Annotated in this window: 27 protein-coding genes and 1 riboswitch; of the genes, 20 read left to right on the top strand and 7 right to left on the bottom strand. The window is 53.3% G+C overall.

Features of this window, described 5'->3' with window-relative positions; translation table 11 throughout:
• Window positions 1-68: 68 nt before the first annotated feature.
• Window positions 69-1,043 (bottom strand): helix-turn-helix transcriptional regulator, encoded by a 975-nt coding sequence (locus GEOB_RS02580; protein WP_012645619.1) that lies wholly within the window; start codon window positions 1,041-1,043, stop codon window positions 69-71.
• A 472-nt stretch (window positions 1,044-1,515) separates the two neighbouring features.
• Between GEOB_RS02580 and GEOB_RS02585 the strand changes: the two genes are divergently transcribed.
• The 5 genes from GEOB_RS02585 (at window position 1,516) to GEOB_RS02605 (ending at window position 5,226) form a co-directional block, all read left to right on the top strand.
• Window positions 1,516-2,241 carry a hypothetical protein gene (locus GEOB_RS02585; RefSeq protein ID WP_012645620.1) on the top strand — a complete coding sequence of 242 codons (726 nt, stop codon included), beginning with the start codon at window positions 1,516-1,518 and terminating at the stop codon, window positions 2,239-2,241.
• Window positions 2,242-2,298: 57 nt separating this feature from the next.
• Entirely contained in the window at window positions 2,299-2,709 is a 411-nt protein-coding gene (locus tag GEOB_RS02590; RefSeq protein ID WP_041267042.1) for a hypothetical protein, read from the top strand.
• A 117-nt stretch (window positions 2,710-2,826) separates the two neighbouring features.
• Window positions 2,827-3,588: a hypothetical protein gene (locus GEOB_RS02595; RefSeq protein WP_012645621.1), complete on the top strand. Its 762-nt coding sequence runs from the start codon at window positions 2,827-2,829 to the stop codon at window positions 3,586-3,588.
• A gap of 93 nt (window positions 3,589-3,681) precedes the next feature.
• Window positions 3,682-3,873: a PIN domain-containing protein gene (locus tag GEOB_RS02600; RefSeq protein WP_041267043.1), complete on the top strand. Its 192-nt coding sequence runs from the start codon at window positions 3,682-3,684 to the stop codon at window positions 3,871-3,873.
• A 480-nt stretch (window positions 3,874-4,353) separates the two neighbouring features.
• Window positions 4,354-5,226, top strand: coding sequence for a hypothetical protein (locus GEOB_RS02605; RefSeq protein ID WP_012645623.1), 873 nt, complete (start codon window positions 4,354-4,356; stop codon window positions 5,224-5,226).
• A gap of 1,227 nt (window positions 5,227-6,453) precedes the next feature.
• Here GEOB_RS02605 and GEOB_RS02615 read toward each other — a convergent pair.
• Window positions 6,454-7,107, bottom strand: a complete 654-nt coding sequence (locus GEOB_RS02615; RefSeq protein ID WP_012645624.1) for a flavodoxin family protein — start codon at window positions 7,105-7,107, stop codon at window positions 6,454-6,456.
• A gap of 142 nt (window positions 7,108-7,249) precedes the next feature.
• On the opposite strand from GEOB_RS02615, the gene GEOB_RS02620 reads away from it, so the two are divergent.
• From GEOB_RS02620 to GEOB_RS02630, 3 genes are all read left to right on the top strand, one after another.
• The gene (locus GEOB_RS02620) at window positions 7,250-7,654 is read left to right on the top strand and encodes an ArsR/SmtB family transcription factor (RefSeq protein ID WP_012645625.1); all 405 of its coding nucleotides are present in this window, start codon (window positions 7,250-7,252) and stop codon (window positions 7,652-7,654) included.
• 280 nt (window positions 7,655-7,934) lie between these two features.
• Window positions 7,935-8,291 carry a type II toxin-antitoxin system RelE/ParE family toxin gene (locus GEOB_RS02625; RefSeq protein WP_012645626.1) on the top strand — a complete coding sequence of 119 codons (357 nt, stop codon included), beginning with the start codon at window positions 7,935-7,937 and terminating at the stop codon, window positions 8,289-8,291.
• Complete coding sequence (locus tag GEOB_RS02630) at window positions 8,288-8,569, top strand: XRE family transcriptional regulator (RefSeq protein WP_012645627.1); 282 nt, start codon at window positions 8,288-8,290, stop codon at window positions 8,567-8,569. Before GEOB_RS02625 ends, GEOB_RS02630 begins: the two co-directional genes overlap by 4 nt.
• 213 nt (window positions 8,570-8,782) lie before the next feature.
• Here GEOB_RS02630 and GEOB_RS02635 read toward each other — a convergent pair whose 3' ends face one another.
• From GEOB_RS02635 to GEOB_RS02645, 3 genes are read right to left on the bottom strand one after another with little or no spacing between them, the layout of a single operon-like run.
• Complete coding sequence (locus tag GEOB_RS02635; RefSeq protein WP_012645628.1) at window positions 8,783-11,347, bottom strand: glycosyltransferase family 1 protein; 2,565 nt, start codon at window positions 11,345-11,347, stop codon at window positions 8,783-8,785.
• 59 nt (window positions 11,348-11,406) lie between these two features.
• Window positions 11,407-12,771, bottom strand: a complete 1,365-nt coding sequence (locus tag GEOB_RS02640) for a sigma-54-dependent transcriptional regulator (RefSeq protein ID WP_012645629.1) — start codon at window positions 12,769-12,771, stop codon at window positions 11,407-11,409.
• A 26-nt stretch (window positions 12,772-12,797) separates the two neighbouring features.
• Window positions 12,798-14,243: a sensor histidine kinase gene (locus GEOB_RS02645; protein WP_041267044.1), complete on the bottom strand. Its 1,446-nt coding sequence runs from the start codon at window positions 14,241-14,243 to the stop codon at window positions 12,798-12,800.
• A 189-nt stretch (window positions 14,244-14,432) separates the two neighbouring features.
• Between GEOB_RS02645 and GEOB_RS02650 the strand changes: the two genes are divergently transcribed.
• The gene (locus GEOB_RS02650) at window positions 14,433-14,639 is read left to right on the top strand and encodes a hypothetical protein (protein ID WP_012645631.1); all 207 of its coding nucleotides are present in this window, start codon (window positions 14,433-14,435) and stop codon (window positions 14,637-14,639) included.
• On the opposite strand, the gene GEOB_RS02655 is transcribed toward GEOB_RS02650, so the two are convergent.
• Window positions 14,624-15,475: an HDOD domain-containing protein gene (locus tag GEOB_RS02655; RefSeq protein ID WP_012645632.1), complete on the bottom strand. Its 852-nt coding sequence runs from the start codon at window positions 15,473-15,475 to the stop codon at window positions 14,624-14,626. The two genes, GEOB_RS02650 and GEOB_RS02655, sit on opposite strands and share 16 nt — an antisense overlap.
• A gap of 172 nt (window positions 15,476-15,647) precedes the next feature.
• On the opposite strand from GEOB_RS02655, the gene yihA reads away from it, so the two are divergent.
• From yihA to GEOB_RS02710, 11 genes are all read left to right on the top strand, one after another.
• On the top strand, window positions 15,648-16,271 hold the full coding sequence (gene yihA, locus GEOB_RS02660) for a ribosome biogenesis GTP-binding protein YihA/YsxC (protein WP_012645633.1): 624 nt from the start codon (window positions 15,648-15,650) through the stop codon (window positions 16,269-16,271).
• A 41-nt stretch (window positions 16,272-16,312) separates the two neighbouring features.
• Window positions 16,313-16,503, top strand: a riboswitch (cobalamin riboswitch).
• Between the two features lie 81 nt (window positions 16,504-16,584).
• The gene (cobU, locus tag GEOB_RS02665) at window positions 16,585-17,106 is read left to right on the top strand and encodes a bifunctional adenosylcobinamide kinase/adenosylcobinamide-phosphate guanylyltransferase (RefSeq protein ID WP_012645634.1); all 522 of its coding nucleotides are present in this window, start codon (window positions 16,585-16,587) and stop codon (window positions 17,104-17,106) included.
• A 53-nt stretch (window positions 17,107-17,159) separates the two neighbouring features.
• Window positions 17,160-18,224 carry a nicotinate-nucleotide--dimethylbenzimidazole phosphoribosyltransferase gene (gene cobT / locus GEOB_RS02670; RefSeq protein WP_012645635.1) on the top strand — a complete coding sequence of 355 codons (1,065 nt, stop codon included), beginning with the start codon at window positions 17,160-17,162 and terminating at the stop codon, window positions 18,222-18,224.
• Window positions 18,224-18,967, top strand: a complete 744-nt coding sequence (gene cobS / locus GEOB_RS02675; protein WP_012645636.1) for an adenosylcobinamide-GDP ribazoletransferase — start codon at window positions 18,224-18,226, stop codon at window positions 18,965-18,967. The genes cobT and cobS overlap by 1 nt, the downstream gene beginning before the upstream one ends.
• Window positions 18,964-19,566 carry an alpha-ribazole phosphatase gene (cobC, locus tag GEOB_RS02680; protein ID WP_012645637.1) on the top strand — a complete coding sequence of 201 codons (603 nt, stop codon included), beginning with the start codon at window positions 18,964-18,966 and terminating at the stop codon, window positions 19,564-19,566. Before cobS ends, cobC begins: the two co-directional genes overlap by 4 nt.
• 1 nt (window position 19,567) lies before the next feature.
• A complete protein-coding gene (locus GEOB_RS02685; protein WP_012645638.1) occupies window positions 19,568-20,962 on the top strand; it encodes a cobyrinate a,c-diamide synthase in 1,395 nt (464 codons plus the stop codon).
• Window positions 20,963-20,980: 18 nt separating this feature from the next.
• A complete protein-coding gene (thiC, locus tag GEOB_RS02690; RefSeq protein ID WP_012645639.1) occupies window positions 20,981-22,288 on the top strand; it encodes a phosphomethylpyrimidine synthase ThiC in 1,308 nt (435 codons plus the stop codon).
• Between the two features lie 138 nt (window positions 22,289-22,426).
• Entirely contained in the window at window positions 22,427-23,185 is a 759-nt protein-coding gene (locus GEOB_RS02695; RefSeq protein WP_012645640.1) for an energy-coupling factor ABC transporter permease, read from the top strand.
• Window positions 23,160-23,459 carry a hypothetical protein gene (locus tag GEOB_RS20640; protein ID WP_012645641.1) on the top strand — a complete coding sequence of 100 codons (300 nt, stop codon included), beginning with the start codon at window positions 23,160-23,162 and terminating at the stop codon, window positions 23,457-23,459. Before GEOB_RS02695 ends, GEOB_RS20640 begins: the two co-directional genes overlap by 26 nt.
• Window positions 23,459-24,214: a cobalt ECF transporter T component CbiQ gene (gene cbiQ, locus GEOB_RS02705; protein WP_012645642.1), complete on the top strand. Its 756-nt coding sequence runs from the start codon at window positions 23,459-23,461 to the stop codon at window positions 24,212-24,214. Before GEOB_RS20640 ends, cbiQ begins: the two co-directional genes overlap by 1 nt.
• On the top strand, window positions 24,207-25,055 hold the full coding sequence (locus tag GEOB_RS02710; protein WP_012645643.1) for an energy-coupling factor ABC transporter ATP-binding protein: 849 nt from the start codon (window positions 24,207-24,209) through the stop codon (window positions 25,053-25,055). The genes cbiQ and GEOB_RS02710 overlap by 8 nt, the downstream gene beginning before the upstream one ends.
• Here GEOB_RS02710 and GEOB_RS02715 read toward each other — a convergent pair whose 3' ends face one another.
• Window positions 25,056-26,507: a transglutaminase-like domain-containing protein gene (locus GEOB_RS02715; protein ID WP_012645644.1), complete on the bottom strand. Its 1,452-nt coding sequence runs from the start codon at window positions 26,505-26,507 to the stop codon at window positions 25,056-25,058.
• Between the last annotated feature and the right edge of the window lie 241 nt (window positions 26,508-26,748).

The raw sequence follows: 26,748 nt of genomic DNA on the forward strand, positions 1-26,748 counted from the left end.
GCTTGCTTAAGCCTTGCATTCCGGCATCCTTTCGACGTTTTTCAACAACCTGTCAGAAAGGCGCGGCTCTAAAGGCAGGCGATTTCGGTCCCTTTGCGATATTGGGAAGGGTTGGTGCCGCTGTACCGCTTGAATTCCTTTGAAAAATGGGAGTAATCGGAAAAGCCGGTCAGATAGCCTATTTCCGTGAGGGAAAGCTGACTGTTGAGGAGATAACTCTCCGCCGTGCGTATGCGGGCATTATTGAGCAGCTTTCTGAAAGTCTGCCCCTCGTCCTGTAATTTCCTCTGCATGCTCCGCTCGGACATGTTCAGGGACTGGGCAACGCTTTTCAGCGTCCATTTGTGATTCAGGTCCTGCTTGACGATAGCTTCCACGCTGTCCGACAGGCATTCCCGCTGGACAATCTTCGATTTCTGCAGGAGAAAGTCGTCGAGCCCTGAGATTTTTTCCGGCGGCGAAAACGATTCCCACTGGAATTTCCATTGACTGGCCCTCGCCTGGACTGCCCCCTTGAGGGACGCGTCGTCAAGATACTGGAAAATCTCCGGGTTCCCAACTTTTTGCCAGCCGTAGGAAAGCTGCCGGCATCCTATCAACCCCAGCAGGGTTTTCAGTACGCCGCAGGCAAAGAAATCCTCCGCCGCAGAGATGGGCTGTGCCAGGGCCGTGACGTGGCTGACGGTCACGCTGCAAGGTTCCGCCGCATCCAGCCTGATCCTCTTCGCCGAATGGATATAGCGGTAATAGTTCTCCAGCTTGTTGATCAGTGTCTTGGGCGAATCCGAGTTCAACAGAAAATAAAATAAGGGAAAATCGCACGAAGAGTTGCAGTGCTCGCCGATATTGAGAATCGGCTCTGCACCGCATTCGGAGAGCAGGTCATCCAAGAGGGCGACCTTTTTTTCTGCCGGTATTACCTGTACATCCCCCCGCTTGATCTGCTCGATAAGGGCGGCGCGCTTGCCCATGGTCCTGGGGGCCAGGTGCGAGACGCCGTTGACGATCAGTTTGACGATACCCACATGGACGAATTGTTGCATTACCTGCCTCTGCTGTACTCCCTGATGATACCCCGCCGGGTATCACCGATAAAAAAAGCCAATTAGGCTGGGCACATTACCGTTAAATATCTGCAATGTCAAGGGGAGAGGCTTTGAGCGAGGTGGGAGGCTTTGCCCCGAAACCAGCTTGCGGTTGGCTCTCCTCCTGCCTTTCGCACTTTCTATCCCCTTTGATTTTTTGACCTTTTGCCCCATGCAAAAATTTTTACAGCCAACCTGCTGTAATTTCAGTTGAATTTCCCATTTTTCAGGAGTAGAAATGGCTAGTGCTCATTAATTGGAGTGGGTGAATCTGGAGGTGCGTTGGGCTCGCGGCGAAAGTTGTAGATGTGTCAACCTTCGGTGGTGGGGAAGCCGGCGAAGTTTATAGTATTAGAAACCTGTTGGGTTTATAGATGTAGAAACTTTGCAACTGCTCAAAAACGAGTTGGGCGAACGAAAGGAAAAGCATATGTCTCTTATAGTCACAGTTAATGTCGAAGAAGGTATAGTCATGGCAAGTGATAGCCGTTTGACTATGAACCTTCCACGCGATGTAAACGGCCAGACTGTACTCGAGTGTGGAGTGTCGCAAAGCGACACTATTTACAAAACGTTTCTAGCTAAAAATGGTATTGGGATATCCATGTATGGTGATGCAACTATAAATGCGATACCTATAAGTGGATATATTGAATCATTTATTAATGAAAAAATGGTTGAAGGTCAAACTTCTGTAGATGAAGTTCCAGAACTGTTGGTTGAGTATTTTCAAGCTATGTCGAATATTCCTAATACTGGATTTCATGTTGCTGGTTATAAGACTGAAGGTGAAAAACGTGTTAAAAAAGTTTATAAGGTCATTATATCCAATGGAAATATAAGTAATATTGTACCAAACCAGTTATTGCACGGATCAATTTGGGATGGCGAGTCAGACGTTTTGATAAGAGTGATTAATCCGCATCTGCACTTCTCTGAAGACATGGTTGCATATTCACCACTAACATCACACAGTATCCCTTTTGAAATGTTTACACTTCAAGATGCAATAGATTTTGCTGTTTATGCTATCAAAACTACAGCTGACACAATGAGATTCCAAATGCGTACAAAAACTGTCGGTGGTCCTATCGACGTATTAGTTATAAAACAGCATGAAGCCTTCTGGATCCAAAAGAAGTCTTTGCATATTTGAGTATGGCATCCCTGGAATTACCCTAATGTACATAAAATTTCCTTTTAGGAGAAATCAATGAGATTTTTAACAATAATTTTCTTGCTTGTAACTATTAGTGGCTGCGCCACCACAGAAATCATTAATCAAATTCCAATGCCTCAAATACAAGCTTCGCAGCAAGCACAGGTAAAAGTCTGCAGGAAATATATTTTTCTAGGTGACGCTGCTGCAACGATAATTTCGTTAGATAGAAGACCTATATTACGTTCTTCTGCTGGGAAATGCTTTTCAGCTAAGGTAACCCCTGGTTCCCACGTTCTCGGTGTCATGACTCAAGGATTTGCAGGGCTAGAAATGAGAGAACTTGAATTTCTACTTCAAGAAGGCCAAACAAAATTCCTCAAAGTAAATCTGGATAGATTATATGAAGCCTCTGAGGACGAATTTTCAGGCTTTCTTAATTACGAACAGATAATCGTACAATAAATCAGTCATAACGCCGGCACAGACACTGACACGGCAGAGTAAAGCCCTGCCTCGCAGGTCATGCCGAGCCGCCGTTGAGCGGAAAAAGAAGAAAATTGTGGAAACCAAGAGCTAAAAATGATCCCATCGTCTATTGAGTGGCTAAATAACAACCAAGGCGTGCTGAGCGTCATCCTCTTCATCATTACAATCGGATTAGGGTGGGCTAGCGGCATTTTTCGCACGCTCCGACAAAAACCGAAAATGAAGATAAGCCTACTCCCCGGGCCGACCTTCTGCTGCACGTATCTAATCGGGGAAAAACATGGCAAATATGATGTTCATCGGACAGGCATCGCGCTTTACCTCCATATTGCGAACATTGGGTCAGCTCCTTCCAGCATAGAACGCGTCTCCATCGGATACCATTGGAACATCACACCTTTCAGCATTCAATGGTTGAAATATAGGATCGGCTGGTTTTGGTTACATGATCAAACTGCGGCCTTGATGGACTTTCAGGCAAAAATAGGAGAAAATCTTAAAATATATCCATTCCTTACCCAAAAGAGCATCCTCTCTGGGGAAAGTGCTGAAACGTTTCTTGAGGTAGGTCGGTCCACAAATGGGGCCGTCTACTTTGAGCAGTCAGATAGCTGGGGTGCTTGTTTCCCCGTCGTGACAGACAATAAGGTTAAGCTTCAGGTTCGAGTAACCGACGTGTTCAGCAACAAACACCAAGCTACATTTGAAGTGCCAGCTGTTTCTTTTGAAGAAGCAAGGAAGTACAACCCATCGTTCGGGAAGACCCTGGCAGATTTGCATGGAAAACCTCTGCCTGTGGACATTTTGCCAGCTGCTGAAAGTTATTGCCATGAAGCCGCCAATCCAAGGATATGAATCTCTCAACCCGCGCTCAGACCATGACCGGGCGATAAAGAGGCCAGGCATGTGAATCGCTACCCCGTTATGCGTGAAATAAGGATTCAGAAGATGAACGGATTTGAGATGATAAACGTCTTTATCGATACTTCAATTTTTATCAAAATGAATTTTTTCTATGGGCATCCAACATTTGCGGCTCTAATAGAGTCAGTGAAACAAGGTAGAACGCGTATTCTACTGACTGAGGTGACTGTAGAAGAAGTCAAAGCGAATATCAGAGGAAATTTAACAGAAATTTAACAGTGTCAGGTCTACACCTTGACAGAAAAGGATTAAATTAGTGTCAAGGTGTAGACCTGACACATATTCTTCCTGCATATTCTTCCTGTTTAGACCTGACACATATTCTTCCTGTTAAACGAAGAGGCTAGAAACCATGCCCGGATCGCTTTGTTCCACGGCGGTCCAGAGGTACTGAGTCGATTTGCAGTTCAGATGTCAAATACTGCAAATCGAGAGAATCTTGTCGTGCAGATGAACGAAGTATTTACCTCAGTTGCACAAGAACGTGCCCAGTGGCTCGACCGTCGTATGGCAATGCAAAAAGCAGGAAACAACGGAGAAGTCATTCACATTGAATTTAGATAGTAATAAGTGCAAATGCCTAACCAGCACTACCATGACCGGGCGAAAAGCTGTCCGTAGGTCAAGCGTCAAACGATTGAATTTATTATTTTCTCCAACAATGGTGAAATAGCAAATAGTCGGAGACCTCCATTAATGTCGCACTTGCTTTCTCAAGCGGCTTTACTAGCCCTAGGAATAAACTCATTTGAACCGTATATCTATAGGTTGGAAAAGGACTATGCGGAGGGGAAATTTCTAGATTGGCCGACGATAGTGTTGTCGCATACCGTTCAAGCTACAGCGATCTCATTATTTAAACTATTGCCCTCTGGGTCACAGTTCGACGAGAACGCCAGAAAGTTCTCTACAAGTTCGATATTCCGAATCGTTCTGAGACTTCTCCCTTTTCGGCATGAAAGTAAAGAAATTCTTGACAAACGTTCCATAGCCACAATGATTCGTAACATCGTAGATACTCATGATGTTATCGACATGATGGTAAACTGTACCACTGAAGAATTCAATCTTCACAGAGATATTTTGAGTTATTACATTGCGAATAGGGTTAATGTTATCCAAGAGCACATTGATAAGCCAAAAGCAGAACAATTTTACAAAACCGCTCAAGCAACTTACTGGAATAGAATTAAAAAATCGCCTCTTTATACTCAATCATTGGATAGGATTAAAAAAGGAGAAACTGTATTATACAAGAGTAGAAAGGATAGAGTAACTAGCGTATGTGGAGATAGCTCAAATTTTGTAATGGGAATATTGGCTGACATTTCTACATTTGTTCACTCAATTCCGCCTTCAATATGGATGAAAGATATGGACAGTTTGTATAGTGATAGCGAAAACAACAGAAACATGGTATCGGTCTGGCTGAAAGTTGGAAACTTCTATTTTGCTAGAGTTATGTCGATAGTACTTGAACAGACTAACTACGAAACTTCGCCAGAGGCTAAGAGGTTTTTTGATTATAACAGGACAGTATTCGCGGCGTCTGAAGAGGCTGACAAATGAGTTGAGAAAATCAAGACTGCAAACGACAACAAAGCATGGCCGGTCTAAGCTTCGCTCCAGTTGGTCGATAAAAATGATCCCAACCGGAATTCCGGGGACACCTTACTACGGAATTCCGGGGACACCTTACTTAATTACCGCTCACCGGAATTCCGGGGACACCTTACTTAATTACCGCTTGACCGGAATTCCGGGGACACCTTACTTAATTACCGCTTGACTTATCAGAAGCATAAAATTAATTTCTGCACATGGCACGTATCGCTCGCGTAATAGGGGAAATTTAACAGGGAAATTTAACAGTGTCAGGTCTACACCTTGACAGAAAAGGATTAAATTAGTGTCAAGGTGTAGACCTGACACATATTCTTCCTGTGCATGATGGATATTCAGGCCGTCTTGAGCAGAAGCCTAGAAAGAGGGCCTAAGTTCCCATAGCGGGAATTCCCCGGGAGAGGGGTCAGAAGGACCATCTATGGGAGCTCCAGAGGTGTTCCGATTATGCCTAGCCAGGTACACTGGCCGCGAGTCTGGCCCCTAACTCGAATGCACGCTTACAATCTTGCGGGAAGACCTCCTCGCGCCGCTTCTTCTTGGCCTCCGGATCAAAGGAGGTTGACAGGTATTCCGAATAGTCGCTGAACTGGTAAGTGTCCGTACTTAGCAGGAGATCGCAATTCCCGAAAACCAGACTCAAGGCCCCTTGAGAGGCAGCGAAGATCTTGTCGTAATTGTAGGTGGTCAAATCTTTTTCAGGAGGAAATCGGTGTCAGGCTTGCAACTATGGAATTAGCAACTTGCACAATTGCAAGCCTGGCACCACCTTATGCATGGCACCACCTTATGCATTTAATTGATTTAGGTGAGACCAAGGGGGCAGCCTTTGACATTCTATAGGGAGGAAAGACAATGACAGACAATATAATCGAGGGCTCCAAATTGAAGCAAGATAGCATTGGAAATTTAACAGTGTCAGGTCTACACCTTGACAGAAAAGGATTAAATTAGTGTCAAGGTGTAGACCTGACACATATTCTTCCTGTAGACCTGACACATATTCTTCCTGCATATTCTTCCTGTGACACATATTCTTCCTGTGCATGATGGATATTCTGGCCGTCTTGAGCAGAAGCCTAGAAAGAGGGCCTAAGTTCCCATAGCGGGAATTCCCCGGGAGAGGGACCAGAAGGACCATCTATGGGAGCTCCAGAGGTGTTCCGATTATGCCTAGCCAGGTACACTGGCCGCGAGTCTGGCCCCTAACTCGAATGCACGCTTACAATCTTGCGGGAAGACCTCCTCGCGCCGCTTCTTCTTGGCCTCCGGATCAAAGGAGGTTGACAGGTATTCCGAATAGTCGCTGAACTGGTAAGTGTCCGTACTTAGCAGGAGATCGCAATTCCCGAAAACCAGACTCAAGGCCCCTTGAGAGGCAGCGAAGATCTTGTCGTAATTGTAGGTGGTCAAATCTTTTTCAGGGATATTCATCGTGTAAATCAGCCCGACTTGGAGTTTCCCCGGGAAAATAGGGGCATAGCCGGGGGTGTACGTGAGGAACGGAAACAGGAGGCGTTCTATAAAGGACCTCATTTCCCCTGTCTCTGCACTGAAGTACACGGGGGTTCCGAGGATGAGGACGTCCGCCTCCGCGGCTTTCTTCAGAATCGGCGTCAGACCGTCGTTGACTGCACACCGGCCATAACTCTTGCCACCTATTTTCTTGCAGGCAAAGCAACTGATACAGCCTTTGAAGTCATGGTCATAGAGATGCACCACCTCGGTTTCCGCACCGTCCTTGGCGGCGCCCGCTACAGCATGCTCAAGCAAGGTTGCGGTATTCCAGTTCTTCCTGGGGCTGCCATTAATCGCAATTACTCTCATGGTTTCTCCTTTTTTTCAATCCGGCGGGCTTTAAAAATCGGTCACACCGACGCTTCGATATTTGTCGAACCATTCGAAAATATTCGAACTGTATTGCTCGGTCAAGCATATTTTTGTATGATGGCCGGTACATGGAGGAAGCATGGTAGCGAAAAGTATCGAACAGGAGCAACCGTCGAGCAACGAGATCACCCTGCCCAAAATACTGCACGCGCTAAGTGACCCAGTGCGGCTTGAGATAGTGCTTAAACTCGCCAGTGCCGGTGAAATCGCATGCGGATGTTTCGGCCTGGCTATGCCGAAATCTTCTTTATCCCACCATTTCAAGGTCCTGAGGACATCCGGTGTACTCGCCACAAGGCGTGAAGGCAAGGAGTGGGTCAACAGCCTTCGAAAAGAAGACCTCGAGGCACTATTCCCGGGAGTTCTCGACTCCATCATCGCCGCGGCGCGTGCGGGGCAAGGGGACGGAGGGGGGGGCGCACGTAGATTGTGCTGCCGCGGATTAAAAAAGGGAACAGGCCACTTTATTGACTGGGGGCTTTAAAAACCAGCCTGTCCCCTTTTTCATGTCCGAACCGAAGATGAAGAAACTGCCAATGCAATCCGCAGAGCTACACGAACTGGTCGTCCCTTCGGCTCCGAAACTTTTATGGATATGCTGGAATTCCGGTTGAATCAGGCACTAAGACCCCGGAAACGAGGACGGCCACGCGTACTAACGAGGCAAGACCCGCCTAATAGAATCGGCGGGGCAAAGCCATACCCTTAAATTGCAACAAAACAAAAATTGACAAGTGCACCAAAATTGGTACAATGGGCCACAAATGACTGATATTGCGTTTGTCCTCAAAGTCGTATTTTACCACTCTGAAGCTGGCAATGAGCCGGTTCGGGAATGGCTTAAGGATTTGCATCGTGATGACAAGCGCCAAATTGGCGAAGACATCAAGACCGCACAACTTGGCTGGCCATTGGGAATGCCGCTCATCAGAAAGATAGACAAAGATTTATGGGAAGTACGAACGAGATTGGCAGACGGCATTGCACGGGTTTTTTTTACGGTTGATGATGAGTACATGATTTTACTGCATGGGTTTATAAAAAAATCACAGAAGACCCCGCAAAACGAACTCAAGACGGCATTGAGCCGCCTTGGTACCTACAAAAGAGGTTCAAAATGAAAAACGAACATTTGGGATCAAACTTCGATGATTTTCTTGAAGAGGAAGGTTTGCGTGCTGAAGCAGAAGCGGCAGCAATCAAAAGGGTTATTGCATTTCAGATAGAGCAGGAAATGAAACAAGCGAATCTTTCAAAAACCGCTATGGCTGAGAAGATGCACACCAGTCGCACTGCTTTGGACAGGCTCCTTGATCCTGCCAATGTTTCCGTTACCCTTCAGACCCTCGAAAGAGCGGCCCTTGCCCTCGGTAAAAGCCTCAAAATTGAGCTGGCATAACTGAGCGCACCACATGAAAATAACCTCTATCGAGACTTTGTGGACACGGTCTGGATAAATATATGCCGAGTCAGCACGGGCCATTGTGCAATGCACGGATAAACATCCTCGATCAAACCAGAAAGAATAAATCCATCATACGCTGACCGGAAATCCCCCTCCCCCTGATGCCCTCAATCGCCTCATTGCAGCCTACATAGAACGTCATCACCATTATCCCCACAAAAGCAAACTCGGCTCATAGATCGGTCCCAACACCGGGTGTTTGGGCATGACCCGCAGCATGAAGCCGTGCCGGCCGCAGAAGCGGCAGTCCAGCTGGCCGCTGAAATAGTGGGCGCCGGCCCCGTCCGGTGCCGAGGGTGTAAGCGGCACCAGTTCACCGCCTATGATGGCGCCGCGGGAATCGAGGACGCCGTAATAGGCATCCACCGCCAGCTGATCCAGGGGAATCTCGTCGACGAAAATCTTCGCCCGCAGCGGAATGCTGCTCCCGGCCAGGATATCCTGGCTCATCTCCGCCTCCACCTGCTCGATGCGCACATGGTGCCAGAGGCGGTGCATCTTTTCCTTCCACCTTGCCAGGTCCACGGCCAGCGTCGAGTTGTTTTCGTTCAGCATCTGCCACTGTTCAAAAGCGGTAAAGTAGAAGGTTTCACTGTACTGCTGCACCATCCTGTCGGTGCTGAAGGTGGGGCAGAGCGACTGCAGCGATGCCTTCATGCAAGCGATCCAGCCACGGGGAATGCCGTCGCTGCCCCGATCGTAGAAGAGGGGCACGATCTCCTTCTCCAGCAGATCGTAGATGGCTCTGCTTTCCACCTCGTTCTGATATTCAAGGTCGTCGTAGACTTCTCCCTTGCCGATGGCCCAGCCGTTGTTGCCCCGGTATCCTTCACACCACCAGCCATCGAGAACGCTCATGTTGAGGCCGCCGTTGAAGGCGACTTTCATGCCGCTGGTGCCGCTCGCCTCCAGGGGACGCAGCGGGGTGTTAAGCCAGACATCCACCCCCTGTACCAGGTGGCGGGCCACCGACATGTCATAATCCTCCAGAAAGACGATGCGGTGGCGGAAGCGCTCCTGATGGGAAAGCTGAACGATCTGCCGGATGAGTTCCTTACCCTGGTGATCGGCGGGATGCGCCTTGCCGGCAAAGACGATCTGCACCGGCCGGGTGGAATTGTTGACGATACGCGCCAGCCGTTCCACGTCGTGAAGCAGCAGCGTACCCCGCTTGTAGGTGGCGAAGCGGCGGGCAAAGCCGATGGTGAGAATATCGGGATCGAGGACTTCATCGGCAACGGCGATTTCCTTGGCGGTGGCACCCACCTGGCAGAGCTGTTCCTTGAGCCTTTTGCGGGCGTAATCCACCAGATGCTCCCGACCATGTTTATGGGTACGCCAGAGCTCGCCGTCGGGTATGCGCGAAACACGGCGCCAGACCGAGGCGTCGGTGGGGTCTTCCAGCCAGCGGGTGCCCAGATAACGGATCAGCAGCCGGGCCATCTCTCGGGAAAGCCAGGTTTTGTTATGGACGCCGTTGGTGATGGAGGTAAGCGGCAGATGTTCTTCGGGGAGATCCGGCCAGACGTTTTTCCACATTTTCCGCGAGACTTCGCCATGGAGTTGGCTGACGCCGTTGGCGTGACCGGTGAGTTTCAGGGCCAGAACTGCCATACAGAACATTTCGTGGGGATTGCGGGCGTTCTGCCGTCCGAGGGAGAGAAATTCTTCCCTGGACAGTCCCAGGCCACGGTAGTAGCGTCCCAGGTATTTATCGATCAGGTCAGCGGGAAAGTGGTCGATTCCGGCTTCCACCGGGGTGTGGGTGGTGAAGACAGTGCCGGCCTTTACCGCTTCGCAGGCCTCGCTGAATTTGAGGCGGCGTTCCTCCATGAGCAGGCGGGTCCGCTCCAGGGAGAGAAAGGCGGCGTGGCCTTCATTCATGTGGCAGACATGTGGTTCTATCCCCAGAAGGTGCAGTGCCCTGACGCCGCCGATGGAGAGCAGAATCTCCTGCCTGATGCGCATTTCCTGATCGCCGCCGTAGAGACGGGTGGTGATGTTCCGGTCATCCGGGGAATTTTCCTCCAGGTTGGTATCAAGGAGGTAAAGGGGGATGCGCCCAACCTGAGCCCTCCAGATCTGGATCTTTACCCGGTTGCCCGCCAGGTCCAGCTCAAGAAGGAGCGGTGTGCCATCGGCCTTGCGTTCAAGGTGCAGGGGCAGGTTGTAGAAATCGTTTTCCGGATAAAATTCCTGCTGCCATCCCTCGATGTTCAGGTACTGGCGGAAATAGCCCTGGCGGTAGAGGAGCCCGACCCCCACCAGGGGGAGCCCCAGGTCGCTGGCCGATTTGAGATGATCGCCGGCGAGAATGCCGAGCCCCCCAGAATATATGGGGAGTGATTCGTGCAGGCCGAACTCCATGGAGAAGTAGGCGACGCGGAGACCGTCGTCCTCCCGGTGCAGCTTGCTGTACCAGGTCTTTGCCGCCAGGTATTCCTTGAGCTTGTCTTCCACCATGGCCAGATGGGAGATGAAGCCCTCGTCGGCCTTGAGCATTTCCAGGGTTGTCTGCTGCAGGATGCCCAGCATCTCCACCGGATTGTGACGGGTTTCCCGCCACAGTTCCGGATCGAGTCGTGTGAAAAGCTCGATGGCATCAGGTTCCCAGCACCACCACAGGTTATAGGCGATACGCTGGAGGCCGGCCAGTTCCTTTGGTAACGAGGGAGTAACGGTAAAACGGTGAAGGATTTTGCTGAAATTCATGGTGGTTACTCCTTCAAAGCCCTTCTAAAGGCATCAGCGTTTTTTGGATTTTAGCAGGTTCAGGATCTTTCGATACCGAACTTCTCCAGGCGGTACTGGAGTGTCTTATAGCTCATTCCCAGAAGCGGCGCCGCCTTGCTGATGATGCCGTCGGCCCGTTCCATGGCTTTGATGATCAGATCCCGCTCCAGTTCCTCGATGGAAATCCCCTGTGGCGGAAATTCAAAAGGGAGTTTGGTGATATTGGCCATCTCTTCGTGGACTTCGGCAGGCAGGTCCTCCGGCAGGATCTGGTCCGATTCCGCCATGAGCACCCCCCTCTCGATAACCGATTCAAGCTGCCTGACGTTTCCCGGCCAGCTGTAATTCATGAGTATCTTCAAGGCCGGCTTCGATATGCCATTCAAGGCAATGCCGGAAGCGGCGCTGTACTTCTCGAGGAAGAAATCTGCCAGGGTGGCGATATCGTTACCCCGCTCCCGGAGCGGCGGCAGTGTCACCCGAATGACGTTCAGACGGTAGAACAGGTCCTCGCGAAAGTTCCCTTTCTTGATCTCCGCTTCCAGATCCCGGTTGGTGGCCGAAATGATACGGACATCGATGGGAATATTGACCTTTCCTCCCACCCGCCGGATCTCCTTTTCCTGGATGGCGCGCAGGAGCTTTGCCTGCATGGCCACATTCATCTCGCCGATTTCGTCGAGAAATATGGTGCCCCCTTGGGAAGCCTCCAACAGACCGATTTCCCGGCTGGCAGCGCCGGTAAAGGAGCCTTTTTCATGGCCGAAGAGTTCGCTTTCAATGAGGGTGTCGGGAATGGCGGCGCAGTTGATGGCAAAAAATGGTTTGTCACGGCGGGGGCTGCCATCGTGAATGGCCTTGGCCACCAGTTCCTTGCCCGTTCCTGATTCGCCATAGATAAGGACGGTGGAACTGGTGGGAGCGATTTTGCCGATGATGCGGGCCACTTCCTTTATTTTCGGATGTTCTCCGATCATGTTGGAGATGGCCATGGTTTCTTTCAGCTTTCTGTGAAGCACGGCGTTTTCATGGAGAAGACCTATATGTTCGAAGGCCCGCTTGACGGTCAGAAGCAGGTCCTCGCGTTCCAGCGGCTTTTCCAGGTAATCGAATGCTCCCTTCTTCATGGCTTCCACGGCAGAGTCGATGGTGCCGTGGGCAGTCATCATGACCACGCACTGGCGATTGTTATCTGTCAGCAGAGTTTCCATGAGTTCCATGCCCGACATCCCTTGCATCTTCAGGTCGGTAAGAATAAGGTCGAATTCCTTGTCCGCAAGCTCTGCCAGCGCTTCCCTTGCACCGGGCACCGCTGCAGTAGCATATCCCTGCTTCTGCAGAATGGCGGTAAGAATATCTCGCTGTCCCTTTTCATCGTCTACTATCAAAATGCTACCCGACATATGTTCTCCTGAAAAGAGCCTGACGCTTAAATTTGTTCATAGCCCGCATTCTGGGGTTTTTTCACCGGCAGGACCATGGTAAAGGTGGTACCGCTGCCCACGGTACTGTTCACCCTGAGTTCGCCGCCGTGTTCCCTGACGATTCTTTCCGTAATGGCGAGCCCCAGGCCTATTCCCGCTTCCTTGGTGGTGAAATAGGGCTGAAATATCTTGCCGATGTCACCTGCGGCGATGCCGGCTCCTTGGTCGGCAAAGGTGAGGATGAATCGCTTTTCCTCTGGGGCAAATGCTGCTCCAAGGGTGATGGTGCCCCCTTCGGGCATGGCTTGGGCCGCATTGGTGATGAAATTGAAAAGGCAGTTGCGCATCAGTTCGGCATCCACCTGCATGGCGGGCAGGTCTGCCGGGATATCCATCGCCACCCGGATACGCTGTTCGTCAAGCTTGTCCTGTAGCAGAGGCAGCGCCTTGCCGATCAAATCGGCATAACGTACCTCGCTGGTGCGCAGTTTCAGTGGCCGGCCGTAATTCATGAAATTCAGGACCATGTAATTGGCTTTGCGCACCTCTTCCTTGATGTTGTCGGTGATCGCCTCCAGCTCCTTGCTCCGCTCCGGGCAGGTGGGGAGCAGTTCGCTTTTCAGGTGGTCGATGGCAAGGCTGATGTAGTTGAGTGGATTTCTGATTTCGTGGGCGATGCCTGAGGCCAGCTGTCCTACCTTGGAGAGATGCTCCGCTTCGTAGAGACGTTTTTCCAGGTTTTCCCGTTCCCGCAATTTTTCCACCATCTCATTGAAACTTTTGGCAAGTTCGCCGATCTCATCCTTGCTTTCCACGGGAAAGGTCACCGACAGATCCCCCGCAGATACCTTTTTTACCCCGGCTGCCAGCCGGTTGATAGGGGTGGTATACCTTCTGGCCAGAAAAAAGGTGAGGAGGATGCCGAAGGAAAAAACCATGCAGGTGGCAACCAGACGGCGGATGAAGTTGGCGTGCTGGATGTCGCGGATATTGTCCAGGAGCAGGTTGATCTGTACATATCCCAGTTGCTCGTCGCCGACAATGACCGGGACTACCAGGTCATAGGGGCGAAGGGACGGTGAAACGCCGGTGATCTTCCCTTTGTGGGAGGCCTTAAGGCCTTTCTCCAGCTTTTTTATTTCACGCTTTTTGCCGACCTTTTCCGGGTCGGAGGAGTTGATAATCTCCCCTTCGTTGCTGATGATGTTTATTTCGTTGATGCCCTTGTTTCTGGCCTGTTGAAAGTAGTCCTCGAGGCGGGAGGATTCGCTCTCTTCCTCCGAAGTGAGATCCTCGACACTGATCTGGATGGCTTTGGATACTTCGGTGGAGCTTTCCTGCATCTCTTGCACCAGATCGTTCTGGCTGAACTGATTCATGATGAAGAGAATCAAGGTGGCGATGACGAGAAGGGTGAGCATCATTGCCACCAGCTTGGTATTGAGTTTCATCATAGTGCCTTCTGTTTATGCGGTCCGTGCAGCGGTTGGGTTAAACCGGTAAATTATACATCAGGGCATGGTGGTAAACAAGGAGTATGTCCCATGGGAAAAGTCCATAACAGGTTAAAAAGGTAAAGAATCTACGGCTTGAATCCGATATGGAGAATCAAGGGATTATTTGCTGCAGGGAGGTGTTTCATGGAATACAGCGTGGGGAAAATACCGGCAGCGTACAGCATTGATGCCGACAAGCACGGGCCGGGGCGGGAGCGCAAAAAGGGGCATCTTGTTCAAAAAGTCGAGGCACATGACAGCATTTCCATATCCGATGAAGCAAGACAGCGTAGTGCGGACGAGGAAGGTGCAGAGGAGGCTTCCGGCGAAAGTGATCAGGTTACGAAATAACTTTTGTCCTTTTCAAACGCTTCGGTAAAGAGGTTCAGCAGCATGTCGATGCGTGTCTCATCGAGATTGAGCATGGATGCCGGGGTGGATGCTGCCAGATCAAGGGATTCCTGAGGTTCCCGTTCACCTATTCCAAGCTTGAGACAAAACATGTCGGCGAGGGCGATAACCGCTGTCAGGTTTATCTGATAGATATCATTAGGATCATCGAACTGCAGCTTATGGTGCTGAAGAATGGCGTTGGTCATGGCCAGGGGGAAATTCCACTTCTTCACCACGTAGGCGCCGACTTCGTCGTGGCAGAAGGGGAAGATGCTGGCTTCAGCGTCTTCAAAAGTGAGCCCTTCATTATAGCAGCGTTGCATCACCTGCTGGAATTTGTCCTTGTCCAGGGAGTTCATGATGATCTTGCCGATATCGTGGAAAAGGCCGCCGAGAAAGGCCTCTTCCTCGTTGGCGGCCCTGGTGCTGCTGGCAATGATGCGTGCTGCCAGTCCGGCTGCAAAGGAATGCTCCCACAGCATCTTTTCTGTCAGTCCGAAAGGTTTGTAGACCTGCTTTACGGAAGCGGCGACCACCAGGCTCTTCAAGGTGTTGAAGCCGAGAATGACTATGGCCGTCGACAAGGTCTGTATCTGCCGTTGGCATCCATAAAAGGAGGAGTTGGAAATCTTGATCACCCTGGCGGCAACGGCGGGATCGGAGGCAACTACCCTTGCCAGTTCTTCAGCGGTAGTAGTCTCGCTTTCCATCAGCTGCATGACTTTGGTGGCTACAACCGGGATGGTCGGCAGGTCTCCTGCGGTCATGATGGCAGTTTCAAGCTCTTTATTCATGGCTCACTCCAGGATTAAACGTTAACTTTGCTGTCCTGGGTGTACTTTTCGGCACCAGTTGCCAATACTTTACCCCTTCAGCTTTTATTTTGACAAAGCCTCCCCTTTTACGTACCTTGTTAGCCGCAAAAAGTAGGAAAAACGCCCCCCTCGAAAAAGAACAGGTGGTTCAGTGCTGATCAAATATGTTGAATTCATCAAGAGTGCCACGAGGGCTGCCCATTATCCACCGGGGGACCTGCCGGAGATAGCCTTCGCCGGCCGCTCCAACGTGGGCAAATCTTCTCTGATAAATGTCCTGGTCAACAGGAAGAGTCTGGTCCGCACCAGCTCAACGCCGGGGCGAACCCAGCTTATCAACTTCTTCGACGTCAACGGCCAGTTTACCCTGGTGGACTTGCCCGGTTACGGCTTCGCCAAGGTGCCGCTGGCAGTGAAAAAACAGTGGGGACCGATGATGGAGAACTATCTGGCGAAAAGGGCCAATCTCCGTGGGGTCATCCTTATCCTGGATATTAGGAGGACCCCTGTTGCCGAGGACATCCAGATGCTTCACTGGCTGCAGGCATACTCCATCAAACCGATACTGGTCATTACCAAGTGCGACAAGGTTTCCAAAAACGAAAGGGGAAAACAGTCGCGGATAATTGCCCAGACCCTGGGGGTTGAAACCGAAGAGCTGAATTTCTTTTCGGCACTGAACAGGGAGGGGAAGGACCTGATCTGGCGGAGGATAGAAGAGGTGTTGCCCGCGGAGACGGCGGGCTCCGCCGGGGAAGCCCCCAAAGCGACATAATGTTTGACTTTGTGGCAGCGCTCTGCTAAAAAATAGCCTCAAAATTGAATAGTTAACTTGGTGCGCCGGTATCGGTAGATACGGCGTTAAAAGGGAAGGAGGTGCGATTCCTCCACTGTCCCGCAACTGTGAACGGTGATGAAAGCCGCTTGATGCCACTGAGATATTCGGGAAGGCGCGGCAAGTAAAGTGACCCGTAAGTCAGGAAACCTGCCAGGTTGACCGCTGAAAAAGGATCCTCCGCAGGAGAGGAGCCGAAGCCTTTTGTCATACCACGGTTTCGACCCCGCCTCCCAGGAGACGGGGTTTTTTCATGTCCAGAATCGTACTTGTCACCGGAGGTGCCAGAAGCGGCAAGAGTCGCCTGGCCGAAGGAATGGCCCTTGCCTACGGCGATCCACTCGGTTATGTGGCCACCGGTAGGGCCGGCGACGGCGAGATGGCGGAACGGATTGCACGTCATCGACAAAGACGGGGCTCCATGTGGCAGACGATGGAGGAGCCGCTGCTTCTCAAAGAGGTAATCGTCGGCCATGACGGCTACTTCAAGGCAATATTGGTCGACTGTGTCACCCTCTGGCTGAGCAACCTGCTCTTTGCCCACAACGATAGGGGACGGGTGCTGGACGAGGTCAGGGAACTGGCGGACGTCCTGCCCAATCTTGCAACCCCGCTTGTCCTTGTCACCAACGAGGTGGGGGCGGGGATCGTCCCGGAGAACGCCCTTGCCAGAACCTTTCGTGACTTGGCCGGAGAAGCCAACCAGATCCTGGCGTCTGCGGCAGACGAGGTCCACGTGGCCATGTGCGGTTTGCCACTCAAGCTGAAGGGCTGACAGCTCCGTTCAAACAATGAACAAATTAAATGCAAAATGTGGAGGAGATAATCATGAGTTTGATCGATGACACCCTGGAGCAGATCAAGGCGGTGGACCCAGCCCTGCTGGCGGAGGCCCAGGTGGTACTGGACAACAAGACCAAGCCTCCGGGGTCTCTGGGGCGGCTGGAAGAATTTGCCAGACGTTATGTGGCCATAATCGCCGATCCGGAGAATTCCGATTTGGAACTGCTGGGGACGAAGGTTGTTTATACTTTTGCCGCCGACCACGGTGTCGTTGAAGAGGGGATCTCGCTATATCCCAAAGAGGTGACCCAACAGATGGTGCTCAACTTTCTCAATGGCGGGGCAGGGGTCAATGTCCTTGCCCGCCATGTGGGGGCTGAGGTGCGGGTGGTTGATATCGGTGTCGATTACTATTTCGGCATGGTGCCTGGACTGGTGGTGCGCAAGGTGGCAAGGGGCACAGCCAACCTGGCTCAAGGTCCGGCCATGACAAGGGAACAAGCGGTGGCGGCCCTGGAAGTGGGGATTGGCCTGGCAGCGCAGGCCAAGAAAACCGGCGTGACCATGCTCGGCACCGGCGAGATGGGGATCGGCAACACTACGCCGTCGTCGGCTATTATTGCCGCCATCTCGGGGAAGACGGTAAAGGAGGTGACCCACCGGGGCACCGGTATCAACGATGCTGCCCTGGAGAACAAGATCCGCGTCATCGAGCAGGGGCTGGCGGTGAACAAGCCCGACCCGAAGGACCCTATCGATGTGCTGGCCAAGGTGGGGGGGCTGGAGATAGCCGGCATCGCCGGGCTCATTCTTGGCGCAGCCGCCAATCGCATTCCGGTCGTCGTCGATGGCTTCATCTCCACTGCCGGGGCGCTCATCGCCAGCGAACTCAATCCCCATGTGAAAGACTACATGTTCGCCGCCCATGAGTCGGTGGAGATCGGCCACAGTTTTATGCTGCAACACATCGGACTGAAGCCGATCCTTGACCTGCAGCTGAGGCTGGGTGAAGGGACCGGCGCCGCGCTGGCCATGGGGCTGATCGAAGCCGGGGTGAAGATATACAAGGAAATGGCCACCTTTGCCGAGGCCGGGGTAGCTTCAGAATAATGCTGCGGCTTTATTTCGTCGCACTGCAGTTTCTGGCCATCATCCCCATCCCCTTTTCCTTCCGCTGCAGGGAGGAAGACCTGGGGCGCTCCATGTCCTTTTTCCCTCTGGTGGGGCTTACCCTGGGGCTTTTGCTGGCCGGCTGCGACTATCTCCTTGCCTTGGCACTGCCACGACCGGTTGCCGATCTTCTTCTGGTGGCCATCCTGGCATTGGTGACCGGTGCCCTGCATCTGGACGGCCTGGCGGATGTCTGCGACGGTCTGGCGGCGAGAGGGGGACGGGAGCGGTTTCTGGCGGTGATGAAGGATTCACGGGTCGGCGCCGTTGGGGTAGTGGGCCTGGTGCTGGCGCTGCTTCTGAAATACCAGGCACTTTTTGCCGTTACCACCGACAAATGGGAGACACTGCTGTTTTTCCCCATGGTGGCGCGCTTCAGCCAGGTGCAGCTCACGGTCGGCTCGAAAAGAGCCAGGCAGGATGGACTCGGCTCACTATTCATCGGCGGGGCCGGTTCCATGCAGGTTGCGGTTGCGGCGTTTTTCACCGTTGTTACCGGCTGGCTGTTGCTGGGGCTGCCGGGCATCGGCTGTGCTGCAGTATGCTCTCTTTTTACCTGCCTGGCCAAAGCCTGGTTTCACCGAAAGCTTGGCGGCATTACTGGCGATGCCATTGGCTGTGTCAGCGAACTCAATGAAATCCTGTGTCTGATGACACTTGTTGCCATAGGAGGAAGATTTTGACAGGAAGGACACGTGTATACCTGATCCGGCACGGAGAGGTGGAAGGTGCCGACACCCGCCGTTACAACGGCCACGCCGATGTGGGGCTGTCGGAGTTCGGCATCGCCCAGTATCAGTCACTCAAAGGACGCTTCGACGATGTGCGGATCTCGGCCTGCTACTGCAGCGATCTGACCCGCTGCGTCATTGGGGCGGAGATGCTCGGTACACACCTGGGAGTGACGCCGGTAAAAAACAGCAATCTGCGGGAGCTGAATATCGGCATCTGGGAGCGGATGACCTGGACCGAGCTGATGGAGAAATATCCGGTGGAATGGCAGGCGCGCCTGGACGATATTGTCAATTATCGGGTGCCCCAGGGGGAGAGCCTCCAGGACATGAATGACCGGGTGATGCCGGTAATAAAAGATATCGTACAGCGCCATCAGGGGGAGGATGTACTGGTAGTGGCTCACGGCGGCGTCAACAGGGTGATCCTTCTCAATGCCATCGGGGCGCCTCTATCTTCACTTTTCAATATCGAGCAGAGCTACTGCGGTTTCAATATCATCGATTATTATGCCGACGGCAAGGCTGTCGTCAAGCTTGTCAATGGATAGCATGAAATCGATCATCATTGCTGCGCCGCAAAGCGGCTCGGGCAAAACCACAATTACCCTCGGCATCATGGCATGCCTTCGGCGAAGGGGTCTGCAGATTGCCCCCTTCAAGGTCGGCCCCGATTTCATCGATCCGGGCTATCACCGGCTGGTGGCCGGCCGGCCTTCCATCAACCTGGACGGCTGGATGTGCGGGGCTGATTTTGTCCGCGAAACTTTTACCAGCCATGGGTCAGGAGCTGATATGGCCGTAATCGAGGGGGTGATGGGGCTCTTCGACGGCATCGGTGAAAACGGCGACGAGGGAAGTACGGCTCAGGTCGCCCGGTTGACCGGCTCGCCGATTGTCCTGGTGGTGGACGCCGGTCGCATGGCCGGAAGCGCAGCCGCTCTGGTGAAGGGATTTGCCGAATTCGACCCCCAGGTGAATCTGGCGGCGGTCATCTTCAACAATGTGGCCGGCGACAACCATGGCCTCCTGCTGAGGAAGTCAATGGCCGCGGCCCTGCCGAGGGTCAAGGTCCTCGGTTGTATCGGCCGTGACGAAAGGCTGCATATCCCTTCCCGCCATTTGGGGCTCTTGACGGCAGAGGAAAACCCATTGTCCCCCGGCTTTCTCCAGCATTTGGTGGAGACCGTGGAGCGCTGCCTGGATGTGGATTTTCTTTGCCACCTTTCCTGCACCCATTCACATGATATTGGGAAGCCAGGCGATGTAATGGAAGATCAAGGCGCCGGGAACCTTGTCCCCATTGCCGTTGCCAGGGACGAAGCCTTCTGCTTTGTTTATGAAGACAACCTGCGGCTTCTGCGGGAGGCCGGCTGCGAAATCGTCGAGTTTTCCCCCCTGCGGGACCGTGCCCTTCCCGTCGGCATCGGCGGTATTTACCTGCCGGGAGGCTACCCGGAAATCTTTGCCGAGAGCCTCGCGGCAAATGCGCCCATGAAAGAGGCGATCCGCGCAGCGGTCGAAAAGGACATGCCGGTTTATGCCGAATGCGGCGGCTTTATCTATCTGACCAGAGGGGTCATGGATACCAACACCGAAGCCGGATCGATCCATGATTTTGTCGGCATCTATCCCGTGACCACCCGCATGCTGCCTCGCCGCAAAGCCCTTGGCTACCGCGAAATTATCACCCAGCAGGATTCCATACTGGGCAAGAGGGGACTTTCGACCAGGGGACACGAATTCCACTATTCAGAGATGGCTGAACTGCCTGAAAGCATAGATCGCCTCTATCGGGTGCGAAAGCTGGAAACAGAGCTGGGAGCGGAAGGCTACCGCTATAAAAACTGCCTCGCCTCATACATCCATCTGCATTTCGGTAGCTGTCCGGAACTGGCGGCGGCATTTGCGGATAATTGCAGAAAATTCAATGGGAGTTGTTCCTGACCCAACCAAGGAGATACCATGAGAACCCAGATCGAACTAGCCCGTGAGGGCATCATCAGCACCCAGATGGCCACCGTTGCAAAGGATGAAGGGTTTTTACCGGAATACGTGCGGCAGATGGTGGCGGAGGGGAAGATCGTCATCCCCTGGAACCACGGCCGGAAACCGAAAGCGGTGGGAATCGGCAAGGGACTGCGCACCAAGGTAAATGCCTCAATCGGCACTTCTTCCGATATTGTCGACTACGCGGCCGAGGTGCGTAAGGCAAAGGCAGCCCAGGAATCGGGGGCCGATACCCTGATGGAGCTGTCGGTCGGGGGAGACCTGGACCGGGTGCGCCGGGAGGTGATTGCTGCGGTGGATCTGCCAGTGGGAAATGTTCCCCTCTACCAGGCCTTTTGCGAAGCGGCCCGCAAGTATGGCGATCCCAACAAGCTGGACGAGGAGATGCTTTTCGACCTCATCGAGAAGCAATGCGCCGACGGCATGGCGTTCATGGCGGTTCACTGTGGCATCAACCTTTACACTATAGAGCGGCTGCGCAAACAAGGATACCGCTATGGCGGGCTGGTCTCCAAAGGGGGGGTCTCCATGGTCGCATGGATGCTGGCCAACAACCGGGAGAACCCCCTCTACGAGAAGTTCGATCGGGTGACTGCCATCCTGAAAAAGTACGACACGGTGCTTTCTCTGGGCAACGGTCTCCGGGCCGGAGCGATCCATGATTCGAGCGACCGCGCCCAAATCCAGGAGTTGCTCATCAACTGCGAGCTGGCAGAGATTGGCCGGGATATGGGCTGTCAGATGCTGGTCGAAGGTCCGGGCCATGTGCCCCTGGACGAGGTGGAGGGGAACATTCAGCTGCAGAAACGCATGAGCGGCGGCGCACCCTACTACATGCTCGGTCCCATCTCCACCGATGTGGCCCCGGGCTTCGACCATATCACCGCCGCCATCGGCGCCGCCCAATCGAGCCGTTTCGGCGCTGACCTCATCTGTTACATCACCCCTGCCGAACATTTGGCCCTCCCCAACGAGGAGGATGTACGCCAGGGTGTGAAGGCAGCCAAGATCGCCGCCTATATCGGCGACATGAACAAGTATCCGGAGAAGGGGCGACAGCGGGACATGGAGATGTCCAAGGCCCGTCGCGACCTGAACTGGGAGAAACAGTTCGAATTGGCTCTGTATCCGGAGGACGCCCGGGCGATCCGCGCCAGCCGTACGCCGGAAGATGAAGCCACCTGCACCATGTGCGGTGATTTCTGCGCCTCCCGCGGGGCGGGAAAGCTGTTTGCCGGAGATTTGCGCGGAGACAAGATCTGAGGTGAAAAAATTCAGCCACGAATAGCACGAAAGTTCACGAATAAGAGCAAAGCGTGAAAGAAAAATATGTGGTTGTGCTTCGGTTTGACTATTCGTGTTAATTCGTGACATTCGTGGCTAAAAGATTTGAGATTCATAATGAAAAAAATCCTGTTATTTACAATTTTAATGCAGCTTATTGCTGCCCCTGCCCATGCCATGCACATCAGTGAGGGGCTACTGCCACTGAACTGGGCGCTCTTCTGGTTCATGGCCGCGGCGCCTTTTGTCGCCCTTGGCGTGCGTCAGCTGAATAACCTGGCAAAAACCGATCTGGCGATGAAACCGCTGGTGGGGCTGATGGCTGCTGTTGTCTTCATCGTCTCCTGCATGCCCATCCCGGTCCCCACCGCCGGCACCTGTTCCCATCCCTGCGGAACCGGCATTGCCGCTATCCTTGTCGGGCCTTTGGTCAGCGTTGTCATCAGTGCCGTGGCCCTTCTGCTCCAGGCACTGTTTCTTGCCCATGGCGGCCTTTCCACCCTGGGGGCGGACATTATTTCCATGGGGGTGGCCGGCTCCTTTGCCGGCTGGCTAATCTTTCGGGGCCTGCGTAAAATCAGTGTCAACTTGGCCGTAGCTGCTTTTTTCGGTGGTCTCTTTACGGACTGGGCCACCTATCTGACCACCTCCATGGAGCTTGCTGCCGGCATCAGGGGGACGGCGCCTTTCTGGCCGCTCGCGGCAAAAATCGTCCTTGCCTTCATCCCTACCCAGTTGCCGCTGGGCATTCTGGAAGGAGCCATGACCGCCGGCATGGTTACTCTGCTACAGCGCAAGCGCCCGGACCTGCTGGTGAAGATGCGGGTACTGAAGGAAAGCGAGGTCGTCCATGCCTGGAAAAAAGCGCAGATATAGAATAATCCTGTTGCACATCATCCTGTTGCCCACACTGCTCTTTGCCTTCTATTTCCTTACCCTGGCGCCCCACCCCTATGTGGGGGTGGATGAGACGGTGGTCGAGAAAATTGCCGTGGAGCATGGCCGCAAGGTGCATGAACCCCTCATCGATCCGGGAGAGGGAGATTTGCTGCTCTTTCTTTTTCTTGGAGCCGGTGCTGCGGGAGGTTTTGTGGCCGGTTATTACTGGCGCCGGTTGGGCGAGAAATCTGACCGGCATGGGGAAGGTTGATGCGTCATACCCTGCAACAGATACAGGTCGCTGATCATCCCTTAAGTCGCTATGATGCACGGGTCAAGCTTCTGGCGGTACTGGCCCTGCTGACGATGGTGCTCAGCTACCGGGGGGCGGCTTTCCCCCTGCTGCTGAGCGCCCTTTCCATCGCCCTGTGTCTGAGCCTCAAGGTGAGGCCACGGTTGCTGATGCTTCGTTTTGCCCAGCCCCTTTTCTTTGCCGCGGTGATCGTCCTGCTCAAGCTGTTCACTACCGGTGCAGTTCCCCTTTTTACCCTGTCTGTCTGGGGAATTAATCTTATCGGCTACAGTGACGGATTGGGCGAAGGGTTGCTCATTGCCGGCCGGATCGTGGGGGCAGTTTCCCTGGTTGCCCTCCTCGGTTTTTCCACCTCCTTTACCGATCTGATTTCGGCCTTGGCCTGGTTTCGGGTGCCCCAGGGGGTGATCGAGGTGGCCCTGTTTGCCTGGCGTTACCTGTTCGTTCTCTTTGAAGATGCCATGGTGATATACAACGCCCAGAAGAACCGTCTGGGTTATGCGGGTTATCCCCAGGGGCTGCGTTCTTTCGGCACCCTTGCCGGCGCCATGGTCATAAAGGCCTTCGACAACAGCCAGACCATCACCACCGCCATGGTCCAGCGGGGCTACGACGGCACGCTGCCCCCCATTCGCCAGCAGCCGTTCAGGGGGCGGGAGGTGGCTGCAACATTATTGGTCGTAGCTGTTTTGGGAGTTATCTGGAATGTTTAGCACCGACGTTCGTATTTCCGTGAGCCTGGAGAGTTTCAAGTATCCCGATGGGACTGTGGCACTGTCTGATATTCATCTCGAGATCGGCCGCGGCGAGTTCTGCGGCATCCTCGGCGCCAACGGCTCGGGTAAGACCACACTGCTGAAGATCATGGATGGCCTGATCAAGGACTACCAGGGGCGGGTGCTTCTGGATGGGGAGGAGGTGCACCGGCTCCACCCCAGGGATATCTACCGCAAGATGGGGCTCGTCTTCCAGAACCCCGATGATCAGCTCTTTGCCCATACCGTCTCTGAAGATGTGGCCTTCGGCCCCCGCAATATGGGCTGCGGCGAAAACGAGGTGAGAGGACGGGTCGCGGATGCATTATTGGCGGTGGAAATGTCCGAATTCGGCGGCAAGGGTATTCACCATCTGAGCTATGGCCAGAAAAAAAGGGTCTGCATCGCCGGTCTGCTGGCCATGGGACATGAAATCCTCCTGCTGGACGAGCCGACGGCCGGGCTGGACCCCATGGGCGAGTACCGGATGATGGAGCTTTTGACCAGGCTGAACCGGGAAAATGGCGTGACCATAGTCATGGCTACCCACAGTGTTGACCTGGTGCCGATTTTTCTCCACCGGCTGCACATTCTCAGCAGGGGCAAGCTGGTGAGGGGTGGGGTGCCGGAGGAGGTCTTCACGGCACCCGAGGAGATGGCCAATGTAAAGCTGAGGCTGCCACACATCGCCGAGTTGATCCACCGGCTCAAGCACGAAGACCTGCTCCCATTCGGCCGGATACCGCTGACCATCGGCGAGGCGCGGCGGGAGATCGTGGAAACGCTCCGGGAGCGCTGATCAGTACTGCTGTTCAATCACCCTGGCCTTCAGCTTGCCAACGATACTGCCAACAAGGGCCATTTGTTCCGGGCTTTCTCCCTCAACCAGCTTGATGTGGCTTGCGTTCACCGGCAGTTGCCCGAAGGTGGGGTCCACGGCCAGCCATTCACCCAGATAGCTTTCCGCCCAGCAATGGTAGAGAAAACCTTTGCCCTTGATGTATGCCAGCCCGGAGACGAAGCGGCTGGGAATACCCATGGCCCGTGCCATCGTAACATAGAGGAGGGCGTGGGACTGGCTGTTTCCTTCCCCTATTTTCATTGTTTCAAGGGGAGGGCGGCTGTCCATTGCGAGTCCCTTCACCTCTGTCGCCATCCAGCGGGTAAGCTTCTCGACTATCTTCAGGCGGTCCTGCTCTCCAGCGGCGATTTCTTTCGCCTTTGCCGCTATTTCCCCATTATCAACAGGAATTCTTGCAGTGGCTTCCAGAAAGGTGCCGAGCGCTGACTGGTCCTGGGTTCCATTGGCATTTTTTACCGTTAACGCTTTGGTCGTCTTAAATGCAATGGTGCCGTCCTCTTCCCTGGTTGCTTGTTGTCTGGCATCCCGGTACAGGGGGAACTCAGGAGGAAACCCGGAAAATGTTGCCGCCATCCGTTGCAGCTTTTCGGGATCGCTCAGCGGAGGCTCAACCTTGATCAGGCTGAAGTCCAGAATCAGATCTTTTCTTGCCATGGCCGCGTCGGCTATGAAATTCTGTACCGTGAGCGCATCTTCGGCCCTGGTCAGGATCATCTCGTCCCTGACCGATTCCTTGAGGGTATTTCCGGAGAGGTCGAGCCAGATATCGTTGTCGACGAAGGGGTAAAGGTCATTCTGCACGTGCAGGGCTTTGACCCCTCCGGGGAGGGTTTCCTGACCGATTACCTTGATTTCGACACCCTTGACCTTTATCCCTTCCACATCCAGCATCTGCACGTTATACGTTTTCCCCGGCACCGCTCCTTGCATGGGTGGATAAAAGTTCAGGGCCGGCGGGGGCAAAATCTTTTTCTTCACCTTGAGCGACTTGTTCTTCATGTTACCGGCCGATTCAATGACCACCTTGATCGCCTTGCCTTCCACCACACCTTTTACTTTCATGGGACTGCCATCGATGGTCTGTTCCACCTGGAAGGACTTAAGGGCGAGGTCCTTGCCCACACGGTAATTTTCCCGGGACGATGACTCCCTTGATACCGCCATGACCTTGAGCTTCACGCTCCCCTCGCTGAACAGCTCAAAACCGTCGGCTGTTTCAAGAACATTGGTGTGGGCAAAACCGACCCGTTCTCCATTCATACTGATGCTGAACCAGCGCTCGCCAAGGGGTGGGCCTTGCAGTCTGGGGATGGGTGCTGAAAGGCAGACAGACGACGGCATCATGGAAAAGATCAGCAGTAAAACATGGATAATACGGCGAATGGTCATGGTGATCCCCCTCAGGATTATTTGCCATAGGGCATTTGTGGACAACGGTTCATCTGTTTCTTTATTATACCAAAGGGTTCTGGCCGCAATGGGACGGGGCAATAACAGGTCAGCGCCCAGTTTTTTTGCACTTGCATGTATCCATGTGGAGCGTTAAACTATAATCAAAGATAAGAGTTGCGAGGGTCGTGAGATCCTCATTATGCCCTAGCTGACTTGCCCTCCTAGTCACTAGGGTGTT

The sequence above is a fragment of the Geotalea daltonii FRC-32 genome, from assembly GCF_000022265.1.
Lineage (GTDB): Bacteria > Desulfobacterota > Desulfuromonadia > Geobacterales > Geobacteraceae > Geotalea > Geotalea daltonii.